At 34.5% G+C, this 26,730-nt stretch carries 27 protein-coding genes; 13 read left to right on the top strand and 14 right to left on the bottom strand.

What is annotated here, in order from left to right:
- Window positions 1-14: 14 nt before the first annotated feature.
- The 10 genes from H603_RS0110880 to H603_RS0110835 form a co-directional block, all read right to left on the bottom strand.
- Complete coding sequence (locus H603_RS0110880) at window positions 15-824, bottom strand: Cof-type HAD-IIB family hydrolase (protein WP_026708631.1); 810 nt, start codon at window positions 822-824, stop codon at window positions 15-17.
- 85 nt (window positions 825-909) lie between these two features.
- On the bottom strand, window positions 910-1,128 hold the full coding sequence (locus H603_RS0110875) for a DUF2007 domain-containing protein (protein ID WP_026708630.1): 219 nt from the start codon (window positions 1,126-1,128) through the stop codon (window positions 910-912).
- 48 nt (window positions 1,129-1,176) lie between these two features.
- Window positions 1,177-1,872 carry a DEAD/DEAH box helicase gene (locus H603_RS0110870; RefSeq protein WP_026708629.1) on the bottom strand — a complete coding sequence of 232 codons (696 nt, stop codon included), beginning with the start codon at window positions 1,870-1,872 and terminating at the stop codon, window positions 1,177-1,179.
- A gap of 83 nt (window positions 1,873-1,955) precedes the next feature.
- Window positions 1,956-3,119 carry a sigma-54-dependent transcriptional regulator gene (locus tag H603_RS0110865; RefSeq protein WP_026708628.1) on the bottom strand — a complete coding sequence of 388 codons (1,164 nt, stop codon included), beginning with the start codon at window positions 3,117-3,119 and terminating at the stop codon, window positions 1,956-1,958.
- A 252-nt stretch (window positions 3,120-3,371) separates the two neighbouring features.
- Window positions 3,372-4,694, bottom strand: a complete 1,323-nt coding sequence (locus tag H603_RS0110860; protein WP_026708627.1) for an ABC transporter permease — start codon at window positions 4,692-4,694, stop codon at window positions 3,372-3,374.
- Window positions 4,695-4,728: 34 nt separating this feature from the next.
- The gene (locus H603_RS0110855) at window positions 4,729-5,649 is read right to left on the bottom strand and encodes an ABC transporter ATP-binding protein (protein WP_026708626.1); all 921 of its coding nucleotides are present in this window, start codon (window positions 5,647-5,649) and stop codon (window positions 4,729-4,731) included.
- 184 nt (window positions 5,650-5,833) lie between these two features.
- Window positions 5,834-6,955 carry a molecular chaperone DnaJ gene (gene dnaJ, locus H603_RS0110850; RefSeq protein ID WP_026708625.1) on the bottom strand — a complete coding sequence of 374 codons (1,122 nt, stop codon included), beginning with the start codon at window positions 6,953-6,955 and terminating at the stop codon, window positions 5,834-5,836.
- A 94-nt stretch (window positions 6,956-7,049) separates the two neighbouring features.
- Window positions 7,050-7,628, bottom strand: a complete 579-nt coding sequence (locus H603_RS0110845) for a nucleotide exchange factor GrpE (RefSeq protein ID WP_026708624.1) — start codon at window positions 7,626-7,628, stop codon at window positions 7,050-7,052.
- Between the two features lie 325 nt (window positions 7,629-7,953).
- The gene (gene hisS, locus H603_RS0110840; RefSeq protein WP_026708623.1) at window positions 7,954-9,324 is read right to left on the bottom strand and encodes a histidine--tRNA ligase; all 1,371 of its coding nucleotides are present in this window, start codon (window positions 9,322-9,324) and stop codon (window positions 7,954-7,956) included.
- Between the two features lie 106 nt (window positions 9,325-9,430).
- Window positions 9,431-10,600 carry a hypothetical protein gene (locus H603_RS0110835; protein WP_026708622.1) on the bottom strand — a complete coding sequence of 390 codons (1,170 nt, stop codon included), beginning with the start codon at window positions 10,598-10,600 and terminating at the stop codon, window positions 9,431-9,433.
- Between the two features lie 139 nt (window positions 10,601-10,739).
- Here H603_RS0110835 and H603_RS0110830 point away from each other — a divergent pair, with 139 nt between their 5' ends.
- Complete coding sequence (locus tag H603_RS0110830; RefSeq protein WP_035675889.1) at window positions 10,740-11,984, top strand: ABC transporter permease; 1,245 nt, start codon at window positions 10,740-10,742, stop codon at window positions 11,982-11,984.
- Here the strand turns inward: H603_RS0110830 and prmC are convergent, their stop codons facing one another.
- Together prmC and H603_RS0110820 are read right to left on the bottom strand one after the other, a co-directional pair.
- Window positions 11,985-12,845, bottom strand: coding sequence for a peptide chain release factor N(5)-glutamine methyltransferase (gene prmC / locus H603_RS0110825; protein ID WP_026708620.1), 861 nt, complete (start codon window positions 12,843-12,845; stop codon window positions 11,985-11,987).
- A gap of 40 nt (window positions 12,846-12,885) precedes the next feature.
- A complete protein-coding gene (locus H603_RS0110820) occupies window positions 12,886-13,371 on the bottom strand; it encodes a GNAT family N-acetyltransferase (RefSeq protein ID WP_026708619.1) in 486 nt (161 codons plus the stop codon).
- A gap of 118 nt (window positions 13,372-13,489) precedes the next feature.
- On the opposite strand from H603_RS0110820, the gene ribD reads away from it, so the two are divergent.
- From ribD to H603_RS0110805, 3 genes are read left to right on the top strand one after another with little or no spacing between them, the layout of a single operon-like run.
- The gene (gene ribD, locus H603_RS0110815) at window positions 13,490-14,530 is read left to right on the top strand and encodes a bifunctional diaminohydroxyphosphoribosylaminopyrimidine deaminase/5-amino-6-(5-phosphoribosylamino)uracil reductase RibD (RefSeq protein ID WP_026708618.1); all 1,041 of its coding nucleotides are present in this window, start codon (window positions 13,490-13,492) and stop codon (window positions 14,528-14,530) included.
- Complete coding sequence (locus tag H603_RS0110810) at window positions 14,523-15,125, top strand: HAD family hydrolase (RefSeq protein WP_026708617.1); 603 nt, start codon at window positions 14,523-14,525, stop codon at window positions 15,123-15,125. Before ribD ends, H603_RS0110810 begins: the two co-directional genes overlap by 8 nt.
- Window positions 15,126-15,133: 8 nt before the next feature.
- Window positions 15,134-15,766, top strand: coding sequence for an IMPACT family protein (locus H603_RS0110805; protein ID WP_026708616.1), 633 nt, complete (start codon window positions 15,134-15,136; stop codon window positions 15,764-15,766).
- A gap of 22 nt (window positions 15,767-15,788) precedes the next feature.
- On the opposite strand, the gene H603_RS0110800 is transcribed toward H603_RS0110805, so the two are convergent.
- The gene (locus H603_RS0110800) at window positions 15,789-16,190 is read right to left on the bottom strand and encodes an acyl-CoA thioesterase (protein ID WP_026708615.1); all 402 of its coding nucleotides are present in this window, start codon (window positions 16,188-16,190) and stop codon (window positions 15,789-15,791) included.
- A 197-nt stretch (window positions 16,191-16,387) separates the two neighbouring features.
- Between H603_RS0110800 and dnaA the strand changes: the two genes are divergently transcribed.
- From dnaA to scpA, 9 genes are all read left to right on the top strand, one after another.
- The gene (dnaA, locus tag H603_RS0110795) at window positions 16,388-17,815 is read left to right on the top strand and encodes a chromosomal replication initiator protein DnaA (protein WP_026708614.1); all 1,428 of its coding nucleotides are present in this window, start codon (window positions 16,388-16,390) and stop codon (window positions 17,813-17,815) included.
- A gap of 8 nt (window positions 17,816-17,823) precedes the next feature.
- The gene (locus H603_RS0110790) at window positions 17,824-18,285 is read left to right on the top strand and encodes a low molecular weight protein-tyrosine-phosphatase (RefSeq protein WP_026708613.1); all 462 of its coding nucleotides are present in this window, start codon (window positions 17,824-17,826) and stop codon (window positions 18,283-18,285) included.
- 110 nt (window positions 18,286-18,395) lie between these two features.
- Entirely contained in the window at window positions 18,396-19,118 is a 723-nt protein-coding gene (locus tag H603_RS0110785) for an SAM-dependent methyltransferase (protein ID WP_026708612.1), read from the top strand.
- A gap of 299 nt (window positions 19,119-19,417) precedes the next feature.
- Window positions 19,418-20,545 (top strand): methionine aminotransferase, encoded by a 1,128-nt coding sequence (locus H603_RS0110775; RefSeq protein WP_026708611.1) that lies wholly within the window; start codon window positions 19,418-19,420, stop codon window positions 20,543-20,545.
- Window positions 20,546-20,612: 67 nt separating this feature from the next.
- Window positions 20,613-21,494: an SDR family oxidoreductase gene (locus tag H603_RS0110770; RefSeq protein WP_026708610.1), complete on the top strand. Its 882-nt coding sequence runs from the start codon at window positions 20,613-20,615 to the stop codon at window positions 21,492-21,494.
- Between the two features lie 255 nt (window positions 21,495-21,749).
- Window positions 21,750-22,358, top strand: coding sequence for a uridine kinase (gene udk / locus H603_RS0110765; protein WP_026708609.1), 609 nt, complete (start codon window positions 21,750-21,752; stop codon window positions 22,356-22,358).
- 126 nt (window positions 22,359-22,484) lie between these two features.
- Window positions 22,485-22,814: an FtsB family cell division protein gene (locus H603_RS0110760; protein ID WP_026708608.1), complete on the top strand. Its 330-nt coding sequence runs from the start codon at window positions 22,485-22,487 to the stop codon at window positions 22,812-22,814.
- A 27-nt stretch (window positions 22,815-22,841) separates the two neighbouring features.
- On the top strand, window positions 22,842-24,206 hold the full coding sequence (locus H603_RS0110755; protein WP_026708607.1) for a methylmalonyl-CoA mutase subunit beta: 1,365 nt from the start codon (window positions 22,842-22,844) through the stop codon (window positions 24,204-24,206).
- Between the two features lie 50 nt (window positions 24,207-24,256).
- Window positions 24,257-26,386, top strand: a complete 2,130-nt coding sequence (scpA, locus tag H603_RS0110750) for a methylmalonyl-CoA mutase (protein ID WP_026708606.1) — start codon at window positions 24,257-24,259, stop codon at window positions 26,384-26,386.
- Between the two features lie 76 nt (window positions 26,387-26,462).
- Here scpA and H603_RS0110745 read toward each other — a convergent pair.
- Window positions 26,463-26,730 (bottom strand): IS3 family transposase (locus tag H603_RS0110745; RefSeq protein ID WP_026708605.1); only part of this gene is annotated, 268 nt, incomplete at its 5' end.

Genomic DNA, 26,730 nt, shown 5'->3' with positions numbered 1-26,730 from the left:
AAAGAGCGTTTTTTTTAGATCACTTCTTGATTCAATATGAATCGCTGAATTACCTCAGCAACTCCATGATCGTTATTTGAAGCCACAATAATATCTCCTCTATCTCTCAATTCGGGCGTTACATTACCTACCCATACACCCAAACCAGCATATTCAATCATGGTAAGATCATTTCCTGCATTACCTACTGCGATAATCTCACTTTGTAATACACCTAGTTTTTCTGCTAATATTTTTATACTTGCTGCTTTGTCAATTCCGTGTTGTGCTACTTCAAGAAAGAAGGGTTTAGACATGCTGACACTTAAATGTGGCATTGCTTCTTTTAAATCTTTTTCGACAGTTTTTAAGTACGAAGGCTCTTCTAATAAAATACATTTTACCGCAGGAGCTTGCACCGCCTCTTCAAAACTCACAACTTTATTGTGAGGAAGTCCAGTAATATTTAACTCGATATCAATATATTCAGAGTCAGTCTCGCTTACCACAGCCCCATCAATATAAGTTATAATAGCCGTTTTGCTTTTTACGCTGTACTCATAAAGTTCGTGAATTTGATCCTTCGTCAACATCTGTTCAAAGATGATTTCGTTAGTCTTTAAATCAGTTATTACAGCTCCATTATATGAAATGATAAACGAATTATCTAATTCCAATTCCTGTGCATAGCGGGTCATTGCGGGCGTAGGTCTTCCAGATGCTAAGATGATGTGAACACCTATTTCTTTTGCTTTAAAAAGCATTTCCTTGTTCTCGTTAGATATAGTGTGATCGTCATTAAGCAACGTATCATCCATGTCTAGAACTAGCATTTTGTACTTCATTTTATGCTTATTTTATATATGTAGAAAAACCCTGATTCATCATGTGTGATGTCAGGGTTTTTAATTTTTTAATGCTTTATATTCATTAGATACTTAGTCTAAATTCTTCTATGATTGGGTGCACTTTACCATAATCTGTCTCTTGAACAAACAATTCTACCGCTGAACCTGAACTTCCAAAACCAGCCAAACGTGCTGATTGAATATTGTCTTTCATTAAGACATCTATATTAATTGCTTCAATTTTTTCTTTTAAGGCTAAAGCCAAAATTTCACTTCCAGAAAATACTTTCATTAATCCCATGGCGTTCTTATTTATCGTTATATATATTTTAAAATCTAAACCTAGTACTTAATCCTCTTTAACCTCTTCAACATCTCCTGATTCAGCTGCTTTGTCCTCATCTTCTTCGTCCTCATCTTCTTCAAAATCCTCGTCGTCATAATCAAATTCGAATGGCTCATCAAGCATTTTATCTGCAAGTGATTCTACACGCTCAGTTAAATCAGTCGCAAAAATAATACGTTGTGTTTTTACAATACTGTTTGAAATACGCATAATTCTTGTTTCATGACGCAATTTTAAAATCGGGTCTGCATCATCAACAATAAACATTTTTAATCGATTAACATTGTAGCCTGCCGTCGTAAACATTTCGCTTAACTTTCCTGGTGTACCTACTAGCACATCAATTCCTCCAGAGATGAAGTTTTTATCGTATTCCATATCTCCTTTTTCATGAACACCAAACACTGTTAAGTCAGTATGCTTACCATACTTTTCAAACATAGCGATCATTTCAAGAACTTTATCTTTATCTTGAACAACGATTAAAGCTCTAGGAGATTGCTCCCCTTCTTTCACTAATTGCTGAATAACGTTTATTACAATTGTAGTTGTTTTTCCGCTACCTACTGGCGCTAATATCAAACAATCAGCACCACTTTTTATTGTCGAAAAAGTGTCTTGCTGTAAAACATTTGCTTCAGTTAGACCGTTGTTGATTAACGATTCCTTTAAACCTTCGTTTAATTTTTTTAATTTCATTTCTATTTGATTCAAAGATACAAACTTGAAGCCTTTGAGTGCACTACTCCCTATTTTCAAGATTTTAACTCATTATGTTTATTTTATTTTGATGCAAATAATTTCACATCACTCTCTGATATTTCGCTTCCGCCAAGGATAATTAAACGCTCGACAACGTTGCGCAATTCTCTAATATTTCCTGTCCAGTCGTATTCTTGCAATAATTTAACGGCATCTTTTGTAAACTTCTTCACTGAAGTCCCCTGCTCAGATGCAATCTTGTTTGTGAAATGCGTAATCAATAACGGGATATCATCGCGTCTCTCATTTAATGAAGGCACTTTGATTAAAATCACTGCTAATCTATGATATAAATCTTCACGGAAACGGCCTTCTGCAATTTCTACTTTTAAATCTTTATTTGTAGCCGCTACAACTCGTACATCTACTTTGATGTCTTTGTCTGCTCCAACCCTAGTGATCATATTTTCTTGCAAGGCACGTAATACTTTGGCTTGAGCCGATAAACTCATATCTCCAATTTCATCTAAGAAGATAGTTCCTTTATCTGCAGCTTCAAACTTCCCTGCACGGTCTTTCACTGCCGATGTAAAAGCCCCTTTTACATGACCAAATAATTCACTTTCTATCAACTCACTTGGTATCGCAGCACAATTTACTTCGATTAACGGAAAATTAGCGCGCTCACTCTTTTCATGCAATTGATGCGCTACAAGCTCTTTTCCCGTTCCGTTGGGTCCAGTGATTAAAACTCTTGCTTCCGTTTCAGCAACTTTATCAATCATCACTTTGATGAGATTAATTGCGTCACTTTCACCTATCATTTCGTAGTTTTTACTTACCTTTTTCTTAAGTATTTTATTCTCTACGACTAATTGTTTTTTATCTAAGGCGTTTCTAACCGTATTTAATAAACGGTTTAAATCTGGCGGTTTTGAGATATAATCAAAAGCCCCCATTCGCATGGTATTTATTGCTGTTTCCATATCGCCATGACCAGAGATCATTACCATAGGAATTTCAGGTTTTATCTTTTTTACTGCTTCTAAGAGTTCGACACCATCCATTTTAGGCATTTTGATGTCGCATAGAACCAAATCATAATCGTTATTTTTTATTTTTTCGAAACCTACTATACCATCTTCAGCATCTTCAACTTCATAAGTGTCATTTTCTTCAGATAGGATTTTACCTAGCACTCTTCGGATTGCTGCTTCGTCTTCTATGATTAGTATTTTTGGCATGTTTCTCTAAATTAATTGGTTATGATTATGAGCTATTTATTTTATCATCGAAAGGAGAATGAATGCAAAAAAATCCCATTTTCTCCTAACTAGCCCTGATGGAAGCGGCATCCTCGAAGTCCCGATTTTCAGGGACGTAGAGATACAGCGTACAGCAGGTACTATATCAACTGACAAAAATCAAGCCATTCGCTCCCACTCTTTGGATGTTCAAGTTGCATTTTCTTTTTATCTAAAGTACGGTTTTGCTATTTATCCAGTGTATTTCAACCAACGATAAAGCTCTTTCCAACTTGGTTTTTTACCGTACATTAAAATACCTACGCGGTAAATTTTTGCCGCAAACCATACTACCGCAAAAAATGTTGCAAATAACAAAGTCACTGATATCGCGATTTGCCACAAAGGTACGCCAAATGGAATACGCATTAACATTACAATAGGAGAAGTAAGCGGAATCATTGAGAAAACTACTGCTATTGTTCCGTGTGGATCGTTAATTACACTAAAAAAGCCCACATACACGCTTAACATAAGTGGCATGATGATAGGAATTAAAAATTGTTGCGAATCTGTTTGATTGTCGACTGCTGCACCAATGGCTGCGTAGAACGAACTGTATAAAAAGTAACCTCCTATAAAATACACTACAAATCCTATTAGAATAGTCGCTATAGGTAAGTTCCATAACTCAGTGATGTATAATTGTGCCGTATTAGTGATTTGCATTTGAGCTTCGCTCATTAATTCCGGTGGCATTTTTGTAGCTGAACCCACATTTACGCCAAAGAACATTGAAGCAGCAAACATAATAGACAAACCAATTACAGCCCAGATAAAAAATTGTAAAATACCCGCTAGAGAAGTTCCTATAATTTTACCAATCATTAACTGAAAAGGTTTCACTGATGAAATAATGATTTCGATAATACGGTTTGTTTTCTCTTCGATTACACTTCGCATCACCATGTTTCCATAAATAATGATGAACATCATAATCAAGTAACCAAATCCGCCACCAATTGCAATTTTTATTTCGTTTACACCTTTAACGCTTTGTTCTCCAGAGGCTTTTGCAAGACTAATATTTACTTTTGATTGCGCATTTTGAATGGCTAGGGTATCTAAATTAGCTTTGTATAAGTTAATTTTAGTAATCTTATTTGCAACTGTTTTTTGAATTTGCTCGATAAATACAATGCTAGGACTGCTGTTTGATACAAACTGAATTTTAGTCTCTAAATCACTTATTTCACTAGATTGCGGAATAATTAAAAGCCCCTCGTAACGCTCCTTTGTAATACTATCTTTTAAAGCATTCACAGCGGTGGTCGAAAGGTCAATGTATTTATAGGCGTCGTCGTCCTTGTTTTTTGTAGTAAATTCTTTTACAAACAATCCTGACTCGTCATGAATTGCAATCTCCTTTGTATCTGCTTTCATAGAACTTAAATAAGCTATAAAAGCAATGATAGCGACAAACAATAACGGACTCAAAAAAGTCATTACTATGAAGGATTTATTGCGGACTTTAGCAACAAATTCTCTTTTTATAATTAATGATATAATACTCATTTACTAATGTGTTTTTAAATAATTAAGATCAAAACTATTGGCTAACTGCCTGTATAAAAATATCATTAACTGTTGGGATTTTCTCTACAAAGTGAGTTACTTGCCCTTGCTGCGTTAAAATATTCAATAGCTCGTTTGGTGTCGCATTACCTATTTGAACTGCTAATTTGAGTTCGTTATTTAAAGACTTAAAATTAGCTGGGCTCACCGTAAATTTTTGAGTAAGCGCGTACATTAGCTGCTCGACATTAGAAGATAAAATTCCCACTTCAAAACTATTGGTCTTGTATTCTCTTTTCACTGTATCTAATTTTCCTTCGATGAGTTTATTAGATTTGTGAATCAAAGCAATATGATCACAAAGTTCCTCGACGCTTTCCATACGATGGGTAGAAAATATAATTGTAGCTCCTTCATCTCTAAGCGCTAGGATTTCGTCCTTAATGATATTTGCATTTACAGGGTCAAAGCCAGAAAAAGGTTCGTCAAAAATTAGTAATTTAGGTTTGTGCAGAACGCAAACCACAAATTGAATTTTTTGAGCCATTCCTTTAGATAGTTCTTGGATTTTTTTATTCCACCAACCTTGAATTCCCAAACGATCAAACCAGTAGTTCAACTGCTTTGTAGCTTCTGATTTACTCAATCCTTTCATTTGTGCTAAGTACAAGCACTGCTCCCCCACTTTCATACTCGTGTAGAGTCCGCGCTCCTCCGGAAGGTAGCCTATATACTGCACGTGTTTGGGTTGCAATTTTTCTCCATCGAGAATGATTTCGCCGCTATCAGGCAAAGTGATTTGGTTTATTATTCGAATAAGCGATGTTTTTCCGGCACCATTAGGACCTAGTAAACCATATATACTGCCTTTGGGCACAGTCAAAGAGACTTCGTTAAGCGCCACGTAATCACCGTACTGCTTAATTACTTTATTAACTTCAAGTAAGTTACTCATGTAAATTTTGAATTTATTTTCACAGCATGACTATATAAGACTGTGACTGTGTAAAAGTAAATAATTAGTATCGAAATCTTTAGCATTGCAGCATAAAAAAACCCACCCTTATTTACACAAGGATGGGAAATATAATATAATTAGAAAACCGCTTTAACAATAATCTTATTATTAGTTCATTTATTTAAGAAAACATGTCTTTTACTTTTTCAAAGAATGATTTGTCTGATTTCTCTGGGTGAGGAATGAAATTATCATCTTCTAAGTTTTTCTCAAAAAATTGTTTTTGTTCTTTATTTAAAGTTTTAGGAGTCCACACATTTACATGTACAAGCAAATCACCACTTCCGTATCCATTAATACTTGGAATTCCCTTTCCTTTTAATCTTAAGATCTTACCTGACTGAATTCCTTCTTCAAGTTTGATTCTTACTTTACCGTTGATTGCTTCGATATCCTTAGATACTCCTAAAACAGCCTCAGCAAAGCCAATATATAAATCGTAGTGCAAGTTTTCTGCTTCACGTTTTAAAAACTCATGCTCTAGCTCTTCAATAGCAACAATTAAATCACCTGGAACACTATTTCCTGGCGCATCATTTCCTTTATTAGAAACTTTTAATTGCATACCATCTACAACTCCTGCAGGAATTTTGATTGATACTGTTTCATCTTCTAGAATCATTCCTTGAGCATCTGCCTCAGAAGGTTTTTTATCTAAAATTTGACCAGAACCACCACAAGTAGGGCAAGTCGATGCTGATTGCATTCTACCTAAGATAGTATTTGTAACACGCATTACCTGTCCTTGACCATGACAAGTACCGCAAGTTTTATAAGAAACACCTGGCGCTTGAATTTTACGTTTTACTTTAACCTTCTTTTCTACACCGTTAGCAATTTCTTCTAATGTCAATTTTACTTTGATACGAAGGTTGCTACCTTTAGTTCTACGTTGACCTCCGCCACCGCCACCAAAGCCGCCACCGCCGCCAAAAGCACTTCCAAAGATGTCTCCAAATTGGCTGAAGATATCATCCATGTTCATGCCGCCTTGACCACCGCCACCAAATCCTCCTGAACCATCAAAAGCTTGGTGACCATATTGATCGTACTTTGCTTTTTTACCTGGATCACTTAAAACTTCGTATGCTTCAGCTGCAACCTTAAACTTTTCCTCTGCCTCTTTGTCTCCAGGGTTTTTGTCAGGATGATACTCTAATGCTTTTTTTCTGTAGGCTTTCTTAATGGCTGCAGCATCTGCACCCTTAGAAATACCTAATATCTCGTAAAAATCTTGTTTCATTTTAATTTTTATTTTTTCGAATACTAACCTTGCGCTAGCCTTCCTTTTTTAGATATACTATTAAAGACAATGATGTTATCTTCAAGTGCTTTCTCTATTGACCGATTACTACTTTAGGAAAACGGATAATTTTGTCTCCTAATTTGTATCCTTTTTCAAGAACGTCAACGATCTTTCCTTTCATCTTATCAGAAGGAGCTGGAATTTGTGTAATTGCTTCAGCAAAATCAGCATCAAATGCATCTCCTGCTTTTACATCTACAACTTCTAGTCCTTTTGTTACTAAAGTGCTTTTTAATTTCTCGTGAATTAATTCAACACCTTTTGTCATAACCTCATCTTCTGACTTAGAGATTTCAGTCATCGCTCTGTCAAAATCATCAAGTACTGGCAACATCGCTAATAAAACTTCTTGATTTGCCGTTTTAAACAATTCGATACGCTCTTTTGTAGTACGTCTTTTGTAATTTTCAAACTCAGCAAACAATCTCAAAAACTTATCTTTTTCTTGTGTTAAGTCTCTCGTTAATTGCTCCTCAACAGATAATTCTTCGGTCACAACTTGCTCTTCGTTAGCGTTGTTCTCAATCGTTGCATCATCTATTTTTTGATCGATTTCTGTATTTTCAGCTGCCATATTACTAGTATTTTTAAATATATTCTTAAACTTCATTTTTGCACTTTTCTTTGGATGGCAAAAGTACTGCCAAAACTTAAAAAATGTCATATTGTCACTTTTCATTATAAACTAAAAAAAGGTCTTAAGTCATCATTTTGATGAAATAATGGCTCTTATTTTAAAATTTAATATATTTTTAAGACAATTACCACTATTTTTTGATATGTTTGTTTCTGATACGAAGATAAGCCGAGCCAGCCTCGTCTGACATAAAAGGTATTTTTCGATTCATTATATTATTAATTCGTGCTTACCCTATACTAAAAAAAGCTTTGTTGTTACAACAAAGCTTTTTTTATACTTATTTTTTTCTGCTCTACTATAAAAGTGCCGCTTTTAATTCCTCAAAATTAACTTGCACTTGTTCACCAGTACTAAGATTTTTTAAAGCATAATTATTTGCTTCCATTTCTTTCTCGCCTGCAATCACAGCAAAAGGAATATTTCTTCTGTCTGCATGTTGGAATTGTTTCGCCATTTTGGCACTATCAGGATACAACTCAACTTTAACTCCAGCTGCACGCAAATCTTTAATTGCTTGCATAGCATACAATGCTTCTTTATGTCCGTAATTGATAAATAACGCTTTTGTTGAAACCGTTACGGTCTCTGGAAAAAGATTCAACTCTTCTACAACAAGATAAATTCTATCAAGTCCAAAAGAGATTCCAACACCACTCATATTTTTTAACCCAAAAATACCTGTAAGGTCGTCGTATCTCCCTCCACCACCTATAGAACCCATTGCCACAGTTTTTGGCGCAGCCACCTCAAAGATTGCTCCGGTATAATAATTTAGTCCTCTTGCTAAAGTAACATCCAGGTCTAAGATTGCAGTAGCCAAATTTAATTTTGCCACATTATCACAAATAAAGCGCAGTTCAGCAACACCTTTCATTCCTTCCTTAGAAGAAGCCAGCAATTGAGATAACTGCTCAATCTTTTCAGATATTGTTCCTGTAAATTGAAACAAAGGTTGCACTTTTTCAATAGCATCTGCAGTTATTCCTTTTTCGATCATTTCCTTCTTTACACCGTCTTCTCCTATTTTATCTAGCTTATCTAATGCAACTGTAAAGTCGATTAATTTATCCGACGCTCCAATTACCTCAGCAATTCCAGATAATATTTTTCTATTGTTGATTTTGATTGTGACCCCGTTTAATCCTAGAGTAGTAAATACACTGTCGTATAACTGAACTAATTCTACTTCTTGCCATAATGAAGTTGATCCTACAACATCGGCATCACATTGAAAAAATTCTCTAAATCTTCCTTTCTGCGGACGATCTGCTCTCCATACTGGTTGAATTTGGTATCTCTTAAACGGAAATTCAATATCATTTTGATGCTGTACCACATAACGAGCAAAGGGCACCGTTAAGTCATAACGCAATGCTTTCTCTGAAATGCTTGCAGTCAATTTAGTACTATCTTTGCTTTCTAAATGTGTTGCATTGGCTTTAGCCAAATAATCACCTGAATTTAATATCTTAAAAATCAGACGATCCCCTTCTTCACCATATTTCCCCATCAACGTATCTGAATTTTCAAATGATGGTGTTTCTATAGGTTGGAAACCAAATTTCTCAAAATTACTTCTGATGATCTGCATGATATATTGACGCTTTGCCACCTCTGTGGGTGAAAAATCTCTCGTTCCTTTAGGTATACTTGGTTTTGATGCCATTATTTTATTTTTAAAATTTACAACGATAGAAAAGTAGCTTAGCACATACGAAAAGCTGCCGCTTCTAAATTCGGTTGCAAATATCCTATTTTTAAAATAAAAAAATTTAGAAATTGCCTATAATCTCAAATTCCTTCTTTTTATCTTCATTTAACGAAACTTTATTCAAAAATGCTCTTAAGCCCGTCGTTAGTGGTAGTTGATTTTGATTATCCCAAAAGTTAGCCGAATAAGGAAACTTAGCCTTGAATATATCTCTATCAATAGGAAAATTAGATTCGACTTTTTCATGAGTTATTGCATTGATTATAAAATAGTCCATGGCAAAATCAACATAAACTGGTTTTGTTTCTTTTTTATTTCTCAAAACTTCTAGCTGCGTATTGAGTTTTGAACTTTTTAAATAATATTTATTTAAAATTTCATCTTTACCGTAAATTGCAAATCGCTCATAACTAGTAGTTTTATAACGCATACTCGATAATGTAAATTTCACATAAGGTATTAAATCAGGATGGTCATAAACCGATATAAAATGCTCCACGATCGCATAGTCATTTTTGTTGATGATAAAATAACCTTTGACCGTTTGCCCCCAAGCATTTTTTTCTTTTCCTTCAAATACTATTTTCCGAAAATCAGCATCATTATAAATTACCTCCTTAAAATTTGTTTTGTCTCTAACAGGGATTGGTGGACTAAAAAACTGATTAAAGTCTGGTAACGTAAAATCGATCGTGTTCTTTTTTTCGAACATGCTTGTCTTTCTCATGTTTAGGACTTCAATATCATAAGGATTTTTTGAGCTATCATTTTTACCTCTCTTACCTTGAATATCTTGCAGAATAGTAATGCTATCCTCACTTTTTAAAACGCTTCTTAAAAAGAAATTAGCTGTGTACTCCTTGATAAAATTGTCGCTCATTTTATCATATACTTTTTTCATAAAAGGTTCAACATTCGAAACAAGCACTTCATCTAACACAAAAGCTTTAGATTCCATAAAAATAGTATCCTTTTTTGCTACAGCATCAAAAGTGCTTTTTATAGAGTTGTAACCTAATAAATTGAAATTAATTTCATCTTTACTAGAATTAAAAATAAAAAAACCTTCATGGTTTGTTGAAGAGTTATCAACTTCATTAGAAATACTAACATTTTCTAAAGGTAGTTTTGTCTCCACATCAACAATTAATTTACTAACTTTTAAAATCTGTGAGCTTCCTACACTACTAATAAAAAGAACGCAACATAGCGCAAAAAAAGTATTTTTCATTTTTAATATTTGTAAATTAAATTTCTAGCAATCAAACAAATATGCGATTTTAAAACAGTAAATTTCTTATTTTCAAAATAAATAATACTTCTTCTAAAACAATCTTGTAACAAAAATTGTATTTTCGTGTCAAACAAGTATGATGCTAAATTTATTTAAGGAAAACGTACGAATTGCGGTGGGTTCAATACGAACTCAAATGCTAAGAACCATTCTTACCGTAATTATTATTGCTATAGGTATTACTGCCCTTGTAGGGATTCTAACTGTTGTATCAGCGTTAGAGAACACAATCTCTTCTGACTTTGCCTCTATGGGTGCCAATACTTTTAACATCAAGCAGTATGAGAATGTTACGCGACGACGTGGTGGAGACGAGCGTGAAGTGATTAATCCAATTATCTCCTATCCTGAAGCAGTTGCTTTTAAAAACAAATACAAATACCCCTTTACAGATACTTCGATCTCTTTTACAGCAACAAGTTCTGCAGAGGTAAAATATGAGGCAAATAAAACCGATCCAGAAATTTCTGTCTTAGGTGTTGACGAATTTTTCTTGACTAATTCTGGACTCGAAACTGACTTAGGCCGTAATTTTACCAACTTTGATATTAGCAATAACACCTATTCTTGCATTGTAGGATCTGATTTTAGTAAAGGACTTTTTAAAGATATCAATCCTATTGATAAAATAATCTCTATACGTGGTGCCCGATTTAAAGTAATAGGAATGTTAGAGGAAAAGGGTTCCACTTTTGGCAACAGTCAAGATTTACGTGTCTTAATTCCCATTCAAGTTGCCCGATCTTTGTTTACAGCTCCAAATATAAATTACACGATGAGTGTTATGGTAGCCAAAAAAGAATTTCTAGATCAAGCAATTGATAATGCAAATAGCACCATGCGTCGCGTTAGAAAATTAAGTCCAATAAAAGACAATAATTTTGGAGTCGTTCGCTCTGATGATTTAATCAATCGAATATTAAGTATTACACAATATCTAGGTGTAGCTTCTTGGTTTATTGGGATCATCACCATCTTAGGATCTTCAATCGCTTTAATGAATATCATGTTTGTTTCTGTGACTGATAGAACAAGGGAAATAGGAGTTAGAAAAGCCTTGGGAGCCAAACGCACAACAATTGCCTATCAATTTTTTATTGAAACTCTAATTATTGGTCAGTTAGGCGGAATTGTGGGGATTATTTTTGGTGTACTAATTGGGTTCGGGATTGCAACTGCCATGGATTTTGTTTTCGTCATTCCTTGGATGGCTATTATTGCAGCATTCATCACCAGTTTCATAGTTGCTATTATTTCGGGTTTGTACCCTGCGTTAAAAGCCTCAAAGCTAGATCCTGTAGAGTCGCTTCGCTACGAATAATTAATTTGACTTTTGGCTCTTTGTCATTCGGTCATTTGCATAGATATCCTTGCGAAGCTGCGTGTTTTTAAAGTCAAAATTCTCAAGTAAAGCAACCGTTTCTTTTCCTAAATACTGATTGATTTCGTAATATAAATATCCTGATTCAGCCAAATGTTTTTGAGCCAACGCGGCTATTTTTCGATAAAAAACCAAAGCATTATCATCAGCAACGAAAAGCGCCAGATGGGGTTCGTATGCTAAAACATTCTTTTTAATTTCCTCTTTTTCTAAGTTTCGAATGTATGGTGGATTTGAAACGATGATATCAAATTCCTCATTTAAATCAGTAGTTTTTAAAATATCTGCCAGTAGGAAAGTCACATTTACATTATTCTTCTCAGCATTTATTTTGGCTGTAGCCAAAGCCTTTTCGGATACATCGATGGCAAATACTTGAGCGTTCTTTATATTCTTTGCTAAGGAAATTGCAATGCAACCACTACCTGTCCCTATATCAAGAATTTTTATAAGTTGTGTACTAGTATTATTTTTACAATCCGCTACAATCCATTCGACCAATTCTTCTGTTTCAGATCTCGGAATCAATACATTTTCATTGACCACGAACTCCATTCCGTAAAAATGTGCACTTCCCAGAAGATGTTGCACTGGAACTTCTAATTTTAATTGTTCTAGCAAACTATTATAGTCTTCGATTTCAACTTTGGAAAAAGCTAGCTCTGGCTGAAGCGCCAAATCAATTCGTCGTAAATTATTTTTATCTTCTAATATTAAGTAAAAAAAACTTTCAGCTTCGTCTGCACCATGAATTGGCGTAAGCTCTTGAATAAAATTATCTCGATATTGCTTAATTGTCATACTATTCAAATTTCTTAACTAGTGAAAGGCTTTCTTGTTATTATAATTTTTTCAACATCCAGATTGGACATGAAGTGTGTCCTGTGCTCCCCATAGGTTGGTCGATATATTCAAATCCTGATCTTTTGTAAAGTTTTTGAGCGCCATGCATAAAAGGCATTGTTTCTAGATAGCAGTTTAAATAAGCAAACTCCTTTGCTGTTTGTAAACACTTATCCATCATTTTTGCTCCTAAACCCAATCCACGAGTTGATGGTGAAAAGTACATTTTTTGCAGCTCACATAACGTTTCCGCTTCATTCTCTAACTGCGCTATTCCTGCGCAACCTACAATTTTGCCTTCCAATTCGAGAACAAAATAAGCCGCTCGAGCTTTGCTATATTCTTCAAACATTAGATCTAGATAAGGATCTTCATAAGCAGTACCTACTTTTGGAATTTCCATCTCATCAAATACCGCACGTATTAAAGCCGCAACAGCTGGATTGTCTTTTTTCTCAATCTTTCTTATGACAAAGTCTTCCATTTTTTATAAAGCTAAACTATTAGAGCGCAAAAATAGAAATACTTTATGGCAATTCATCGTGCTTTCAAAACTAAAGTTAATCCTTCGGCTTCAGCCTAAAAATAATTACTTTTGCAATGTGAATATACATGAAAAATACATCCAGCGTTGCATAACCCTAGCCAAGAATGGCTTAGGAACTACATACCCAAACCCAATGGTAGGGAGTGTGATTGTTTATGACAACAAAATTATAGGTGAAGGTTGGCACAAAATGTCTGGCGAAGGTCACGCAGAAGTAAATGCTATCAATTCAGTAAAAGACAAATCGTTACTTAAAAAGGCAACAATCTACGTTAGCTTAGAACCTTGTAGCCATTTTGGTCGCACGCCTCCTTGCTGCGAACTAATTATAAAACACGAAATTCCTTATGTTGTTGTAGGGACTGTTGATCCCAACATTCAAGTTGCAGGAAACGGAATTAAGCGTTTAGTAGCGGCTGGAGCCAAAGTAACTGTAGGTGTTTTAGAAAAAGAATGTATCTCACTCAACAAGCGCTTTTTTACCTTTCATTTAAAAAAGCGTCCTTATATAATTTTAAAATGGGCAGAAAGTTTAGATGGTTTTATAGCTCCTGAAACTAAAGACGAGCAAAAACCGGTTTGGATCACCAATTCGTATTCTAGACAATTAGTCCATAAATGGCGAAGTGAAGAACAAGCAATTCTTGTAGGAACAAAAACGGTTCTAGATGACAATCCTAAATTAGATGTTAGAGATTGGTCAGGGTCAAATCCTGTGCGAGTGGTTATAGATCTTAATAATCGAATTCCACAATCCCTTCATGTGCATGATGGAAAAGTCAAAACGATCTTTATTACAGCTACAACACAAAAAAATACTGAAATGGTTGTTTATGAAAAAGTAAATCTCAATGAAGATTTACCGAATCAAATTGCTACAATTTTGTACCGTCATCAATTGCAATCTGTAATTATCGAAGGTGGTCAAAAAACCATCCAAACATTTATTGATGCTAATTTGTGGGATGAAGCGAGAGTTTTTAAAGGTAATGTAGTTTTTACAGCTGGAACAGTTGCGCCAACAATTCAAGGCAAAGAATTTAAAAAGCATACTATCTTAAATGATGAATACTTAAAAATAGACAATCATGATTGATGCTATAATATTTGACTTTGGAGATGTTTTTATTAATCTAAATAGAAAACTCACCACCGATAGTTTCAAAAAACTGGGATTGGAAAGTTGGAATGATAATTTAGAAAATTTGAATTTTCAATTTGAAGTGGGCGCAATATCAGAGACTGCTTTTCTCGAAGGAATTCAAAAAGAAATCCCTAATACCTCAATTGAAAACGTTAAAAATGCTTGGAATACCATTTTGGCTGATTTCCCGAGATACAGATTAGACTTCGTAAAAAAGCTATCACAGGACTACCGCCTGTTCTTGCTAAGCAACACTGATGCAATACACATCTCTAATTTCGAAAAGAACATAGGAAAAACGTATTACGAAGAGTTTTATGCTTGTTTCGAAAAAATATATTTTTCGTTTGAATTAGGTTTACGCAAACCAGATCCTGCAATTTACACACACGTTTTAAAGGAACAAAAGCTTAAATCAGAGTCTACATTATTTATAGATGACAAGAAAGAAAATACCGATGCTGCGGCAGCGTTAGGAATTAACGTATGGGAACTGCAAGTGGGCCAAGAAGACGTTATTGATCTTTTTACTAAAAATTTAATCTAAAAGTAGATTTGGAAATAAAAGACACTTACAATACCATTGCATCCGCTTCAGAAGAAATATTGTTCAAGGAAAAGAACAGTAAATTCTTTGGCTATGCCTTCCCTATAACCTCTGAAGAAGAATTAAAACCTATTCTTGACGTTTTAAGAAAGAAACACCCTCATGCAGGTCACTTTTGCTACGCCTATCAAATAGGCACTGATGCAATAAGCTATCGCGCAAATGATGATGGCGAACCTAGTAACAGTGCTGGCATGCCTATTTATGGCCAATTACAATCCTTTGACGTGACAAATACGGTGGTTGTAATCGCTAGATTGTTCGGCGGGACTAAATTGGGCGTAGGTGGATTAATATCAGCTTATAAAACAACTGCACAAATTACCTTAGAAAGTTGCGAGATTATCGAAAAAACAATTGATGTTCATTATATCATTTCGTTTGACTATAAAAACATGAATAAAGTGATGCGAGTAATCAAAGAAAAAAACTTAGATATTGTCGATCAAGGAATGGAAATGAACGAAGAAAGCGGACTACCAATTGGTATAATAGAGATAAAAATAAGAAAAAAAAATGCCGAACAAATAGCCGACATTTTCAATTCTCTATACGAAATTGACATCCAAATTAAAGAATAATCAATTCCTTTGCACCAAACTTTTATAAATGTAAAAGTTTCTCTTTTACATACTCAGGAGGAGCGGTTGGTCTACCCGTTTTCATATCCACAAAAACCAAAATTGAGTTGGCAATTGTTAATAACTCCGATTGCTCATTGTAAATCTCATAGTCAAATTCTATCTTGACTGAACTTTGACTTTTTAGAATCGTTTTTATTGTCAACAAATCATCATAACGGGCTGGTTTTTTATAATTCATATTTAAAGAAACCACTGGAAGCATAATTCCGTTTTCTTCCATCCATTTATACGAAACCCCCAGGTTTCTAAGCCATTCCACGCGTCCCATCTCAAAATACTGCGCATAATTACCATGATAAACAACCCCCATTTGGTCCGTTTCTGAATACCTAACTCGTACTTTTAATTCGTGTTCTTTCATAATTATTTGGATATATTTTTATTATTATTTTCGACCTCTTTTACCTTACTTACAACATTATTAGTTCAAATTCAACCACTAATTATTTTTTTTTATAGAATTTTGTTCACATATTTGTTACCCCGAAAAAAAAGGATATTTCGTCCGCAATTTTCAATAATACAACGCTTACTTAATAAAATAATTTAACAGAATTTATGAACAAAACTGCTCAATCAGTATGGGAAAACTGTCTGTCTTTTATAAAAGACAACATTCAAGACCAAGCCTACAAAACATGGTTTGAGCCTATCAAGTCAGTTGAACTTACCGATAATGCATTGTATATTCAAGTTCCAAGTAAATTTTTTTATGAGTGGTTAGAAGAGCACTATGTTAAACTTCTAAAAGTGGCACTTACAAAAGAGCTTGGTAAAAACGCAAAGTTACTTTATAAAATTAAGATGGAGAACACTTATGGTAACAAACAACCGTTCACTGAACAGTTGCCGAGTGCCAATAGAGCTCCTATGAAACCACAAAATGTTGATGCTCCTTTTAAAAATTTAGATCCCGAATTAAAGAATCCATTTGTGATTCCGGGAATTAGAAATTTAAAAATTGAATCACAATTAAATCCTAACTACAGCTTTGATAATTTTCTTGAAGGAGATTCTAATAGATTAGCTCGTTCAGCAGGGATGGCAGTTGCTAACAAACCTGGTGGAACATCATTCAACCCCTTACTTATCTTTGGTGGTGTAGGTTTAGGAAAAACACACTTAGCTCATGCTATAGGTGTTGAAATTAAAGACAAATACCCTGAAAAAACTGTGCTGTATATTTCAGCCGAAATTTTCACACAACAATATATTGACTCTGTTAAGAAAAACAATAGAAATGACTTTATTCACTTCTACCAACTTATCGATGTCTTAATAATTGACGACGTTCAGTTCCTATCTGGTAAGTCAGGTACACAAGATGTGTTTTTTCACATTTTTAACTACTTACATCAAAACGGAAAACAAGTAATCTTAACCTCAGATAAAGCGCCTGTTGATATGCAAGATATCGAACAACGTTTATTATCTCGATTTAAATGGGGATTATCTGCAGAGTTACATCAACCAGATTATGAAACTAGAATTTCGATCTTAAAAAATATTTTATATCGTGATGGTGTTGAAATACCTGAAGATATTATCGAATATGTAGCGAGTAACATTAAGTCAAATGTACGTGAACTTGAAGGGGCAATCATTTCGTTAATTGCACAATCTTCTTTCAATAAAAAAGAAGTAACAATTGATCTAGCAAAAAGTGTTGTTGAGAAATTTGTTAAAAATGTAAAACGCGAAATCTCTATTGATTACATCCAGAAAATTGTTTCAGATTATTTTCAGTTAGATTTGGAAATATTACAGTCTAAAACAAGAAAAAGGCACGTAGTTCAAGCAAGACAATTGGCGATGTTTTTTGCAAAAAAATATACTAAAGCTTCACTTGCAAATATTGGCTCACAAATTGGTGATCGTGATCATGCTACCGTGCTACACGCTTGTAAAACTGTAGACAACTTGGTCGCTACAGACAAACAATTTAAAAAGTTTGTAGACGATATCCAGAAAAAATTAACGCTTTAAGATAAATCATGCCCACTAAGATTTTGATGGTTTGTTTAGGTAATATTTGTAGGTCACCATTGGCCGAAGGAATACTTGCATCTAAACTTCCTGCAAATTCCTTCACTGTAGATTCTGCAGGAACAGGCTCATGGCACGTTGATCAATCTCCTGACAAGCGTTCAATTGCTGTTGCAAAAAAATACAATTTAGATATTTCGAAACAAAAAGGCAGACAATTTAAAAAAGCTGATTTTACTACTTTTGATTATATCTATGTAATGGACAAATCAAATTACAACGATGTAATTGCTCTCGCTGAAAACCCAGAACAAAGAGAAAAAGTTAGATTGATTTTAAATGAGTTGCACCCTGAACAAAACCTAGATGTTCCTGATCCTTATTTCGGAATTGAAAATGGTTTTGAAAACGTGTACACGATGCTTGATGACGCATGCGAAATTATTGCTGAAAAATTAACTAATAAGTAATTTAAGTCGTTCTCCACTCCTTTTATTTTTAAAAAGATTCCTTTATTATATTTCCATTTTAATGCCGTTCTTTGTGCTATCTATTTAGTTCAAATAATAAATTTATAATCATGAAATCACCAACTCTTTTAGGAAAATTGTATCTAATTCCAACCACAATGGGCGAATGCGACCCTATGGATGTTTTACCTCAAACCGTAAAAAGAACCATTGATTTCATAGATCATTATATCGTTGAAAATGAGAAAACAGCTCGTAAATCTATAAAGGAAGTTCATCCAGAAAAAAAACAATCTGAGCTTATATTATTCACTTTAAATAAACGCACAGAAGTTAAAGAACACCTTGAATTTATTCAACCATTGTTAGAAGGCAAAAACGTAGGTTTAATGAGTGAGGCCGGTTGTCCTGGTGTTGCTGATCCTGGCGCTGTAATTGTAAAATTAGCACATTACAAAGGCATTCAAGTAGTTCCGTTAGTTGGACCATCATCTATATTACTAGCAATGATGGCTTCAGGAATGAACGGACAAAGCTTTACTTTTCACGGTTATTTACCTATCGAAAAAGACGAAAAGAAAGCGAGTTTCAAAAGTTTAGAGCGCATCTCTTTTGAAAAAAATCAATCTCAAATTTTTATTGAGACACCATATCGCAATAATAAACTATTAGAGGATTTAATACAGACTTTAAATCCTGAAACACATTTGTGCATTGCCACAGATATCACCTTACCTACAGAATACATAAAGACCAAGAAAATTGCTGCTTGGAAAAAAGAAACCATCGATTTACACAAACGACCTACCATTTTCATTATTCACAAAATATAATTTTAAAACTACATTTAGAATATTTTATTATCTTTATTTTATTAACTAAACTAAAATCCACTAAGATGAAAATAAACAATAGGGATCTTAAGGTATTTGTATTAGGAATGGTTGCATTGTTCACTATTCAAACAGTTTACGACTGGAAACAAGTTAAACAGGATATCACAAGAGGGTGGAATGATGGATATAATGCAGGCATTAAATAATCTAAAATAATTTAGAATTCGTTCACAAGCTAAATCTTTAAATCTCATTATAAAAGGCTATTTTTATAATGAGATTTAAAGATTTTTTTTATGAGCAAACTCCCCAATGTTACGACCAGTATATTTACTATAATGTCGAAAATGGCCGCAGAATACAATGCTATTAACTTATCGCAAGGATTCCCAAATTTTCCGGTAGACGAAAAACTAACGAACATTGTTAAGAAGATTGCTACTGAAAATATTCATCAATACTTACCTATGGCGGGTTACCCTCCCCTTCTTGATAAAATAGCCGCTTTAACCCAAAAATCATACGGTAGAACACTCACAACTGAGACAGAAATTCTAGTAACAGCAGGTGCTACTCAAGGAATATTTACAGCAATACAAGCATTGGTGAACAGTAATGACGAGGTTATTATATTAGATCCTAGCTATGACTGTTACGTTGCCCCAGTGCTTTTATGCAATGCAACACCAATTCGCGTTCCGTTAAATGATGACTATACTATAAATTGGGAGTCCGTAGAAAGTGCTTGTTCGAATAAAACAAAGATGATTATTATCAATAATCCACACAACCCTACAGGTAGCACACTGCATCAAGATGATTTTAATTCATTAGTAAAAATAATGGATGCATTCCCAGATATAATTTTGCTATCTGACGAGGTTTACGAATACATTACTTTCGAACAAAAGCATTTATCTGCAAATTCACAACCTAAATTAGCAAACCGCGCTGTAGTTGTCTCTTCATTTGGCAAATCCTTACATATTACAGGTTGGAAAATTGGCTACCTTATTGCTCCAGAACATTTAATGATCGAAATTAAAAAAGTGCATCAGTATTTAGTTTTCAGCGTGAATAGTATTTGTCAAGTTGCCATAAGCCAATATCTAGATGTAGTCTCAATCGAAAACATTCGTGAAAGCTATCAACACAAAAGAGACTTATTTAGATCTTTATTAAAATCGAGTCGTTTTGAACTATCGCCCTGTGAAGGCACCTATTTTCAAGTAGCGTCTTACGCAAAAATCAGCGATCAGAGCGATATTGAATTTTGCAAGCAATTAGTAACCAAATATGGAGTTGCGGCCATACCTATATCATCATTTTACGAAAATGGACGAGACTTAAAACTCATTAGATTTTGTTTTGCAAAAGATAACGAAACACTTATAGCAGCTGCAGAAAAATTATGCCAAGTATAGTTCCTAATTATTTTAGCATGACCGCCTAATAACAATTTCGCTATATTTACTATAAAAACTATAGACCATGAATTATACAGCAAAAATGTTACGTGATGATGCACTTATTGATAAGGTAATAGTTGTCACAGGTGGCGGTAGCGGACTAGGAAAAGCAATGACAAAATATTTTCTAGAGCTTGGCGCAAAAGTTGCCATCACATCAAGAGATCTCGACAAATTACAAAAAACTGCAACGGAATTATCTCATGAAACTGGAGGGACATGTTTAGCTGTTCCATGCGACGTACGCCACTATGACCAAGTCGAGAACATGTTGCAAGAAGTTTTAAAAGCTTTTGGCAAAGTAGATGTATTGCTAAATAATGCAGCTGGAAATTTTATATCTCCCACTGAACGCTTATCAGCAAATGCATTTGACACGGTGATTGATATTGTATTAAAAGGGACTAAAAACTGTACGCTCGCTTTTGGAAAACATTGGATTGACAGTAAACAATCCTCTTCTACAGTCTTAAACATTGTGACTACTTATGCTTGGACAGGATCAGCATATGTTGTTCCTAGTGCCACTGCAAAAGCTGGAGTACTTGCCATGACAAGAAGCCTTGCTGTGGAATGGGCAAAATACGGCATTCGAACAAATGCGATTGCTCCGGGACCCTTCCCTACAAAAGGTACTTGGGATAGATTGCTCCCTGGTGACTTAGCCCAAAAGTTTGACATGGCAAAAAAAGTTCCCTTGCAGCGAGTGGGAGATCATCAAGAACTAGCCAATTTAGCCGCGTACTTAGTTTCTGACTTTTCTGCTTATGTAAATGGAGAAGTGATTGTAATTGATGGTGGAGAATGGCTTCAAGGTGCTGGACAATTTAATATGCTCGAAGCAATTCCCGAGGAAATTTGGGATCAATTAGAAGCAATGATAAAAGCTAAAAAATCAAAATAATATTATAAAATAGTTGAGCGCATCTATTATACCGCTGCGCTAATTTGGCATTCGATAAAAAATAATGTAACAGCAGCTTTAAGCCTTTTAATACCATCATCTGTTTTAAAAGAACAATAATTTAGCAATGAAAACCGTTAAAATTATACCATTGTTCACAATAATCAAATAATCACAATTCTAATTTAGCAATTCCTTATTTTACATCGATAATTTGCTATTTTTGCAGCCGAATAAATATAACTCAATTATTATATGCTAATTATAGGAATCGCCGGAGGAACAGGGAGTGGGAAAACAACTGTAGTTCATCAAATTATGAATGAATTACCAGAAGCAGAAGTAGGTATTATTTCTCAAGATTCTTATTACAAAGAAAACCATAATTTAAGTTTTGATGAGCGTGCTTTGATAAATTTTGATCATCCACGTGCTATCGATTTTGAACTTTTAGTCTCTCATTTAAAGGAATTAAAAGCCGAAAAAACAATTCAACAACCTGTTTATTCGTTTGTAACACATAATAGAACAGAGGATACCATTACCACTCATCCTAGAAAAGTGATGATTGTAGAAGGAATTTTAATTCTTGCAAATCCCGAATTAAGAGATTTATTTGACGTGAAAATTTATGTTCACGCTGACTCTGACGAACGGTTAATTCGCCGTTTAAAAAGAGATATTGCTGATCGTGGTCGTGATATGGACGAAGTTTTAAATAGATACCAAAACACCTTAAAACCTATGCACCAGCAATTTATCGAACCTACAAAAGCTTTTGCTGACATCATTATTCCAAACGACAAATACAACACTGTAGCAATTGATGTCGTTCGTGCAGTAATTAATCAAAGAATTCTATAAATTTATTGTAAATTTATCACTGTATATTTTAATTATTAAGAGCTATTTCCTGCTGTACACTATATCTTAGTCGCCAAACACTGGCAACTAAGGATGCCGTTGCCATCAGGGCTAAAAACCAATCGAATGATCAATCCCTATAAAAATAGTACCTGGTTTAAATGTGTCAGTAACAAATACATTTGGGTACTACTTTTTTTTATAGTCTGGATGGTATTTCTAGACAATTACTCCTATTTTGACCACCGCTTTCTCGATGATCAAATTGGAGAACTGGAAGATAACAAAGAATACTACCAAGAAGAGATTAATAAGGATGAAGAGCAAATTAAACAGCTTAAAAATCCTGCACAAATCGAAAAATATGCTCGCGAAAAATATTATATGAAAAAGGAAAATGAGGATATTTACCTCATCGAATTTGAAAGCGATAGTATTGATGATAGCATAAAATAAAACTTAGAATTTCTTAAATAAAAATAAATGGCTACTAATTATTTTGAAGACTTTGATGCTGTATCTTCCAAACAATGGAAACAAAAAATACAGTTTGAATTAAAAGGTGGCGATTACAACGACACTCTTATCTGGAATTCTCCTGAAGATATAAAGGTAAAACCATTTTATCATAAAGACGATTTTTCAAAAATAGGAGTAGTGGGTACAAAAGCCTCTGCATTTAAAATTGTTCAAAATATTTTTGTTTTTGATATAGAAAAATCAATCGAGCGTGCCCTTGACACCTTAAGTCGTGGTGCAGAAAGTCTTCGATTTACCATTGATAAAGAAACAACCGCCATAGAAACGGTTTTAAACAAGTTACCATTAAACGATATTACTGTTTATTTTGACATGCGTTTTCTATCAATCGATTTCGTAACCAGATTAGAAGCTATTTCCAGCAAATTTAATACCCAATTTCATTATAACTTAGACCCCATTGGTCAACTAGCAAAAGACGGAAATTGGTACAAGACAAATGATAAAACTAATTTTGATACGCTGAACACTATTGTGTCGGCTGTGTCAAAAAACACTGTGGTAAGCATTGATGCGTCTTTATATCAAAATGCAGGTGCAAATATGGTGCAGCAAATTGCCTACGCTGTAGCTCACGCAAACGAATATTTCAATAGATTGCCTATTCTTAACCAGCAGCTCATTATTAATGTTGCCGTGGGAACCAATTATTTTTTTGAAATTGCAAAACTTCGAGCCATACGCTTATTATATCAAGCTGTTGCAAAAGAATACAACCACAATCTAGACTGTCACATTTTTGCCGTACCCACAAAACGCAATAAAACATTATACGATTATAATGTCAATATGTTGAGAACAACCACAGAATGTATGTCAGCAATAATAGGAGGTGCAGACGCAATTGCTAATTTGCCATATGACTCTCTGTACCATAAAGACAATGAATTTGGTGACCGCATTGCAAGAAATCAACTTCTGATTTTAAAAAAAGAAAGCTACTTCGATAAAGTAGACAATCCAGCTGATGGTTCGTACTACATTGATACATTAACAAATCAGTTAGCTGAAAAAGCCTTACTCCTTTTCAAAAATATTGAAGAAAACGGCGGTTTTTTAAAGCAGCTTAATGAAGGCATCATTAAAAGAAAAATACAAGAAAGCGCAGATAAAGAGCAAGAATTGTTTGACTCTGGCAAAGAAGTATTGCTAGGAACGAACAAATATCCTAACAAAATGGATAGAATGAAAGATGATCTAGAGTTATTTCCTTTTGTAAAAGTCAATCCTAGAAAAACGCTGATTACTCCTATTATCGAGAAAAGATTAGCAGAGAAAGCAGAACAAGAGAGATTGGCAACTGAGTAACCTCAACCACTTACCTCCTATTATTTAACAGTGAAAATTTTAGCGCATCCATGAAAAGAAACGACCTTAAAAATATTCAGCTCGACTATTCACAAACTGAAAATAAAAATACTTCTACTAACAAGGAAGGCTTTTTTACGGCAGAAAATATTGAATTAAAGGAAGCCTACTCCCAAGAAGATGTCGCTGCACTTACTCATCTAGATTTTGGTGCTGGTTTTGCTCCTAATTTACGCGGACCATACACAACGATGTATGTGCGTAGACCATGGACAATACGACAATATGCTGGATTTTCTACCGCTGAAGAGAGCAATGCTTTTTACAGACGTAATTTGGCTGCAGGACAAAAAGGATTGTCTATTGCTTTTGATTTACCCACGCATAGAGGATATGACTCTGATCATGAACGTGTAGTAGGAGATGTAGGTAAAGCGGGAGTTGCTATAGATTCCGTAGAAGATATGAAAGTTCTTTTTGACCAAATCCCTTTAGATCAAATGTCGGTTTCAATGACTATGAATGGTGCTGTTTTACCTATTATGGCTTTTTACATTGTTGCAGCCGAAGAGCAAGGTGTAGCAGCAAAATTGCTTTCAGGAACGATACAAAATGACATTTTAAAAGAGTTCATGGTGCGTAACACTTATATTTACCCACCTACTCCTTCGATGAAAATAATAGCTGATATCTTTGAATATACCAGCAAGAAAATGCCAAAATTCAATTCGATATCCATCTCAGGTTATCACATGCAAGAAGCAGGTGCCACTGCTGATATTGAATTAGCCTACACATTAGCAGATGGATTAGAGTATATTAAAACTGGCTTGGCTACAGGAATGAAAATCGATGAGTTTGCTCCTCGTCTTTCTTTCTTTTGGGCGATAGGTATGAACCACTTTATGGAAATTGCTAAAATGCGTGCAGGTAGAATGATTTGGGCCAAATTAGTAAAACAATTCAATCCTGAGGACGAAAAATCACTTGCCCTACGTACTCATTGCCAAACAAGCGGCTGGAGTTTAACAGAGCAAGATCCTTTTAATAATGTGGCACGCACATGTATTGAAGCGACTGCAGCGGTTTTTGGCGGGACACAATCACTTCATACAAATGCCTTAGATGAAGCAATTGCTTTGCCAACAGACTTTTCAGCGAGAATAGCGCGCAACACGCAAATTTTCCTGCAAGAGGAAACTAAGGTTACAAAAACTGTAGATCCTTGGGCAGGGAGTTATTATGTAGAATCATTGACAGACCAAATTGCACAAAGCGCTTGGAAATTAATAGAGGAAGTAGAAGAGCTGGGCGGAATGACTAAAGCCATAGAAGCCGGAATTCCAAAATTAAGAATTGAAGAAGCTGCAGCAAGAAAACAAGCAAGAATAGATAGCGGTCAAGATATCATTGTAGGTGTAAACAAATACCGTTTAGAAAAAGAAGATCCATTGCAAATTTTAGATGTTGATAATCAAATGGTGCGCAAGCAGCAACTGGAGCAGCTTGATAAAATTAAAGCAAATAGAAATACAGAAAAAGTTAAAGAGTCATTAGAAAAATTAATCGCTTGTGCTAAAACTGGTGAAGGCAATTTATTAGAACTAGCTGTTGAGGCGGCGCGTCACAGAACTACTTTAGGCGAAATTAGTGATGCATTAGAAACTGTGTTCGGAAGATATAAAGCACAAATTAAATCATTTAGTGGTGTGTATAGTAAAGAAATCAAAGATGACAAGAGTTTTGAGCAAGCTAAAAAACTAGCGGACAGTTTTGCAAAACAAGAAGGAAGACGTCCTAGAATTATGATTGCTAAAATGGGTCAAGATGGTCATGATCGAGGTGCAAAGGTTGTAGCAACGGGATATGCTGATGTAGGTTTTGATGTAGATATAGGTCCGTTATTTCAAACACCTGCAGAAGCAGCTAAGCAAGCTGTAGAGAATGATGTTCATATATTAGGTGTCTCTTCATTAGCAGCGGGACATAAAACATTAGTACCGCAAGTAATCGAGGAATTAAAAAAATACGGAAGAGAAGATATTATGGTTGTTGTAGGTGGAGTAATTCCCGCTCAAGATTATCAATACTTATTTGATGCAGGCGCTGTAGCGGTCTTTGGACCCGGTACAAAAATTAGTGAAGCTGCAATAAAGATTCTAGAAATTCTAATTGACTAACTCATTTATAATCAATGCAAAAAAAAGCGGTTCAACTAAGTTTAGACTGCACCCAAAAGTTTAGACAAATTTATAATTAATTTTGATAATAGTGAGCTCGATATTGTATCGGGCTCATTTTGTTTAAATTTGATTTAATTCTGTCGTTATTATAATATAATATGTACTCTTTAATCTCTTTTTTTAATTGATTTATAGAGTTGTACTTTTTAAGATAAAACAACTCCGATTTTAGTATTCCAAAGAAGTTTTCAATGATTGCATTATCTAGACAATTGCCCTTTCTTGACATACTTTGTTTAATTCCTTTTTCCTTTAAGAGTTGCTGATATTGTCGCATTTGA

It is taken from the genome of Flavobacterium frigidarium DSM 17623 (genome assembly GCF_000425505.1).
Taxonomy (GTDB): domain Bacteria; phylum Bacteroidota; class Bacteroidia; order Flavobacteriales; family Flavobacteriaceae; genus Flavobacterium; species Flavobacterium frigidarium.
This window is presented reverse-complemented; position numbering and strand designations above follow the sequence as displayed.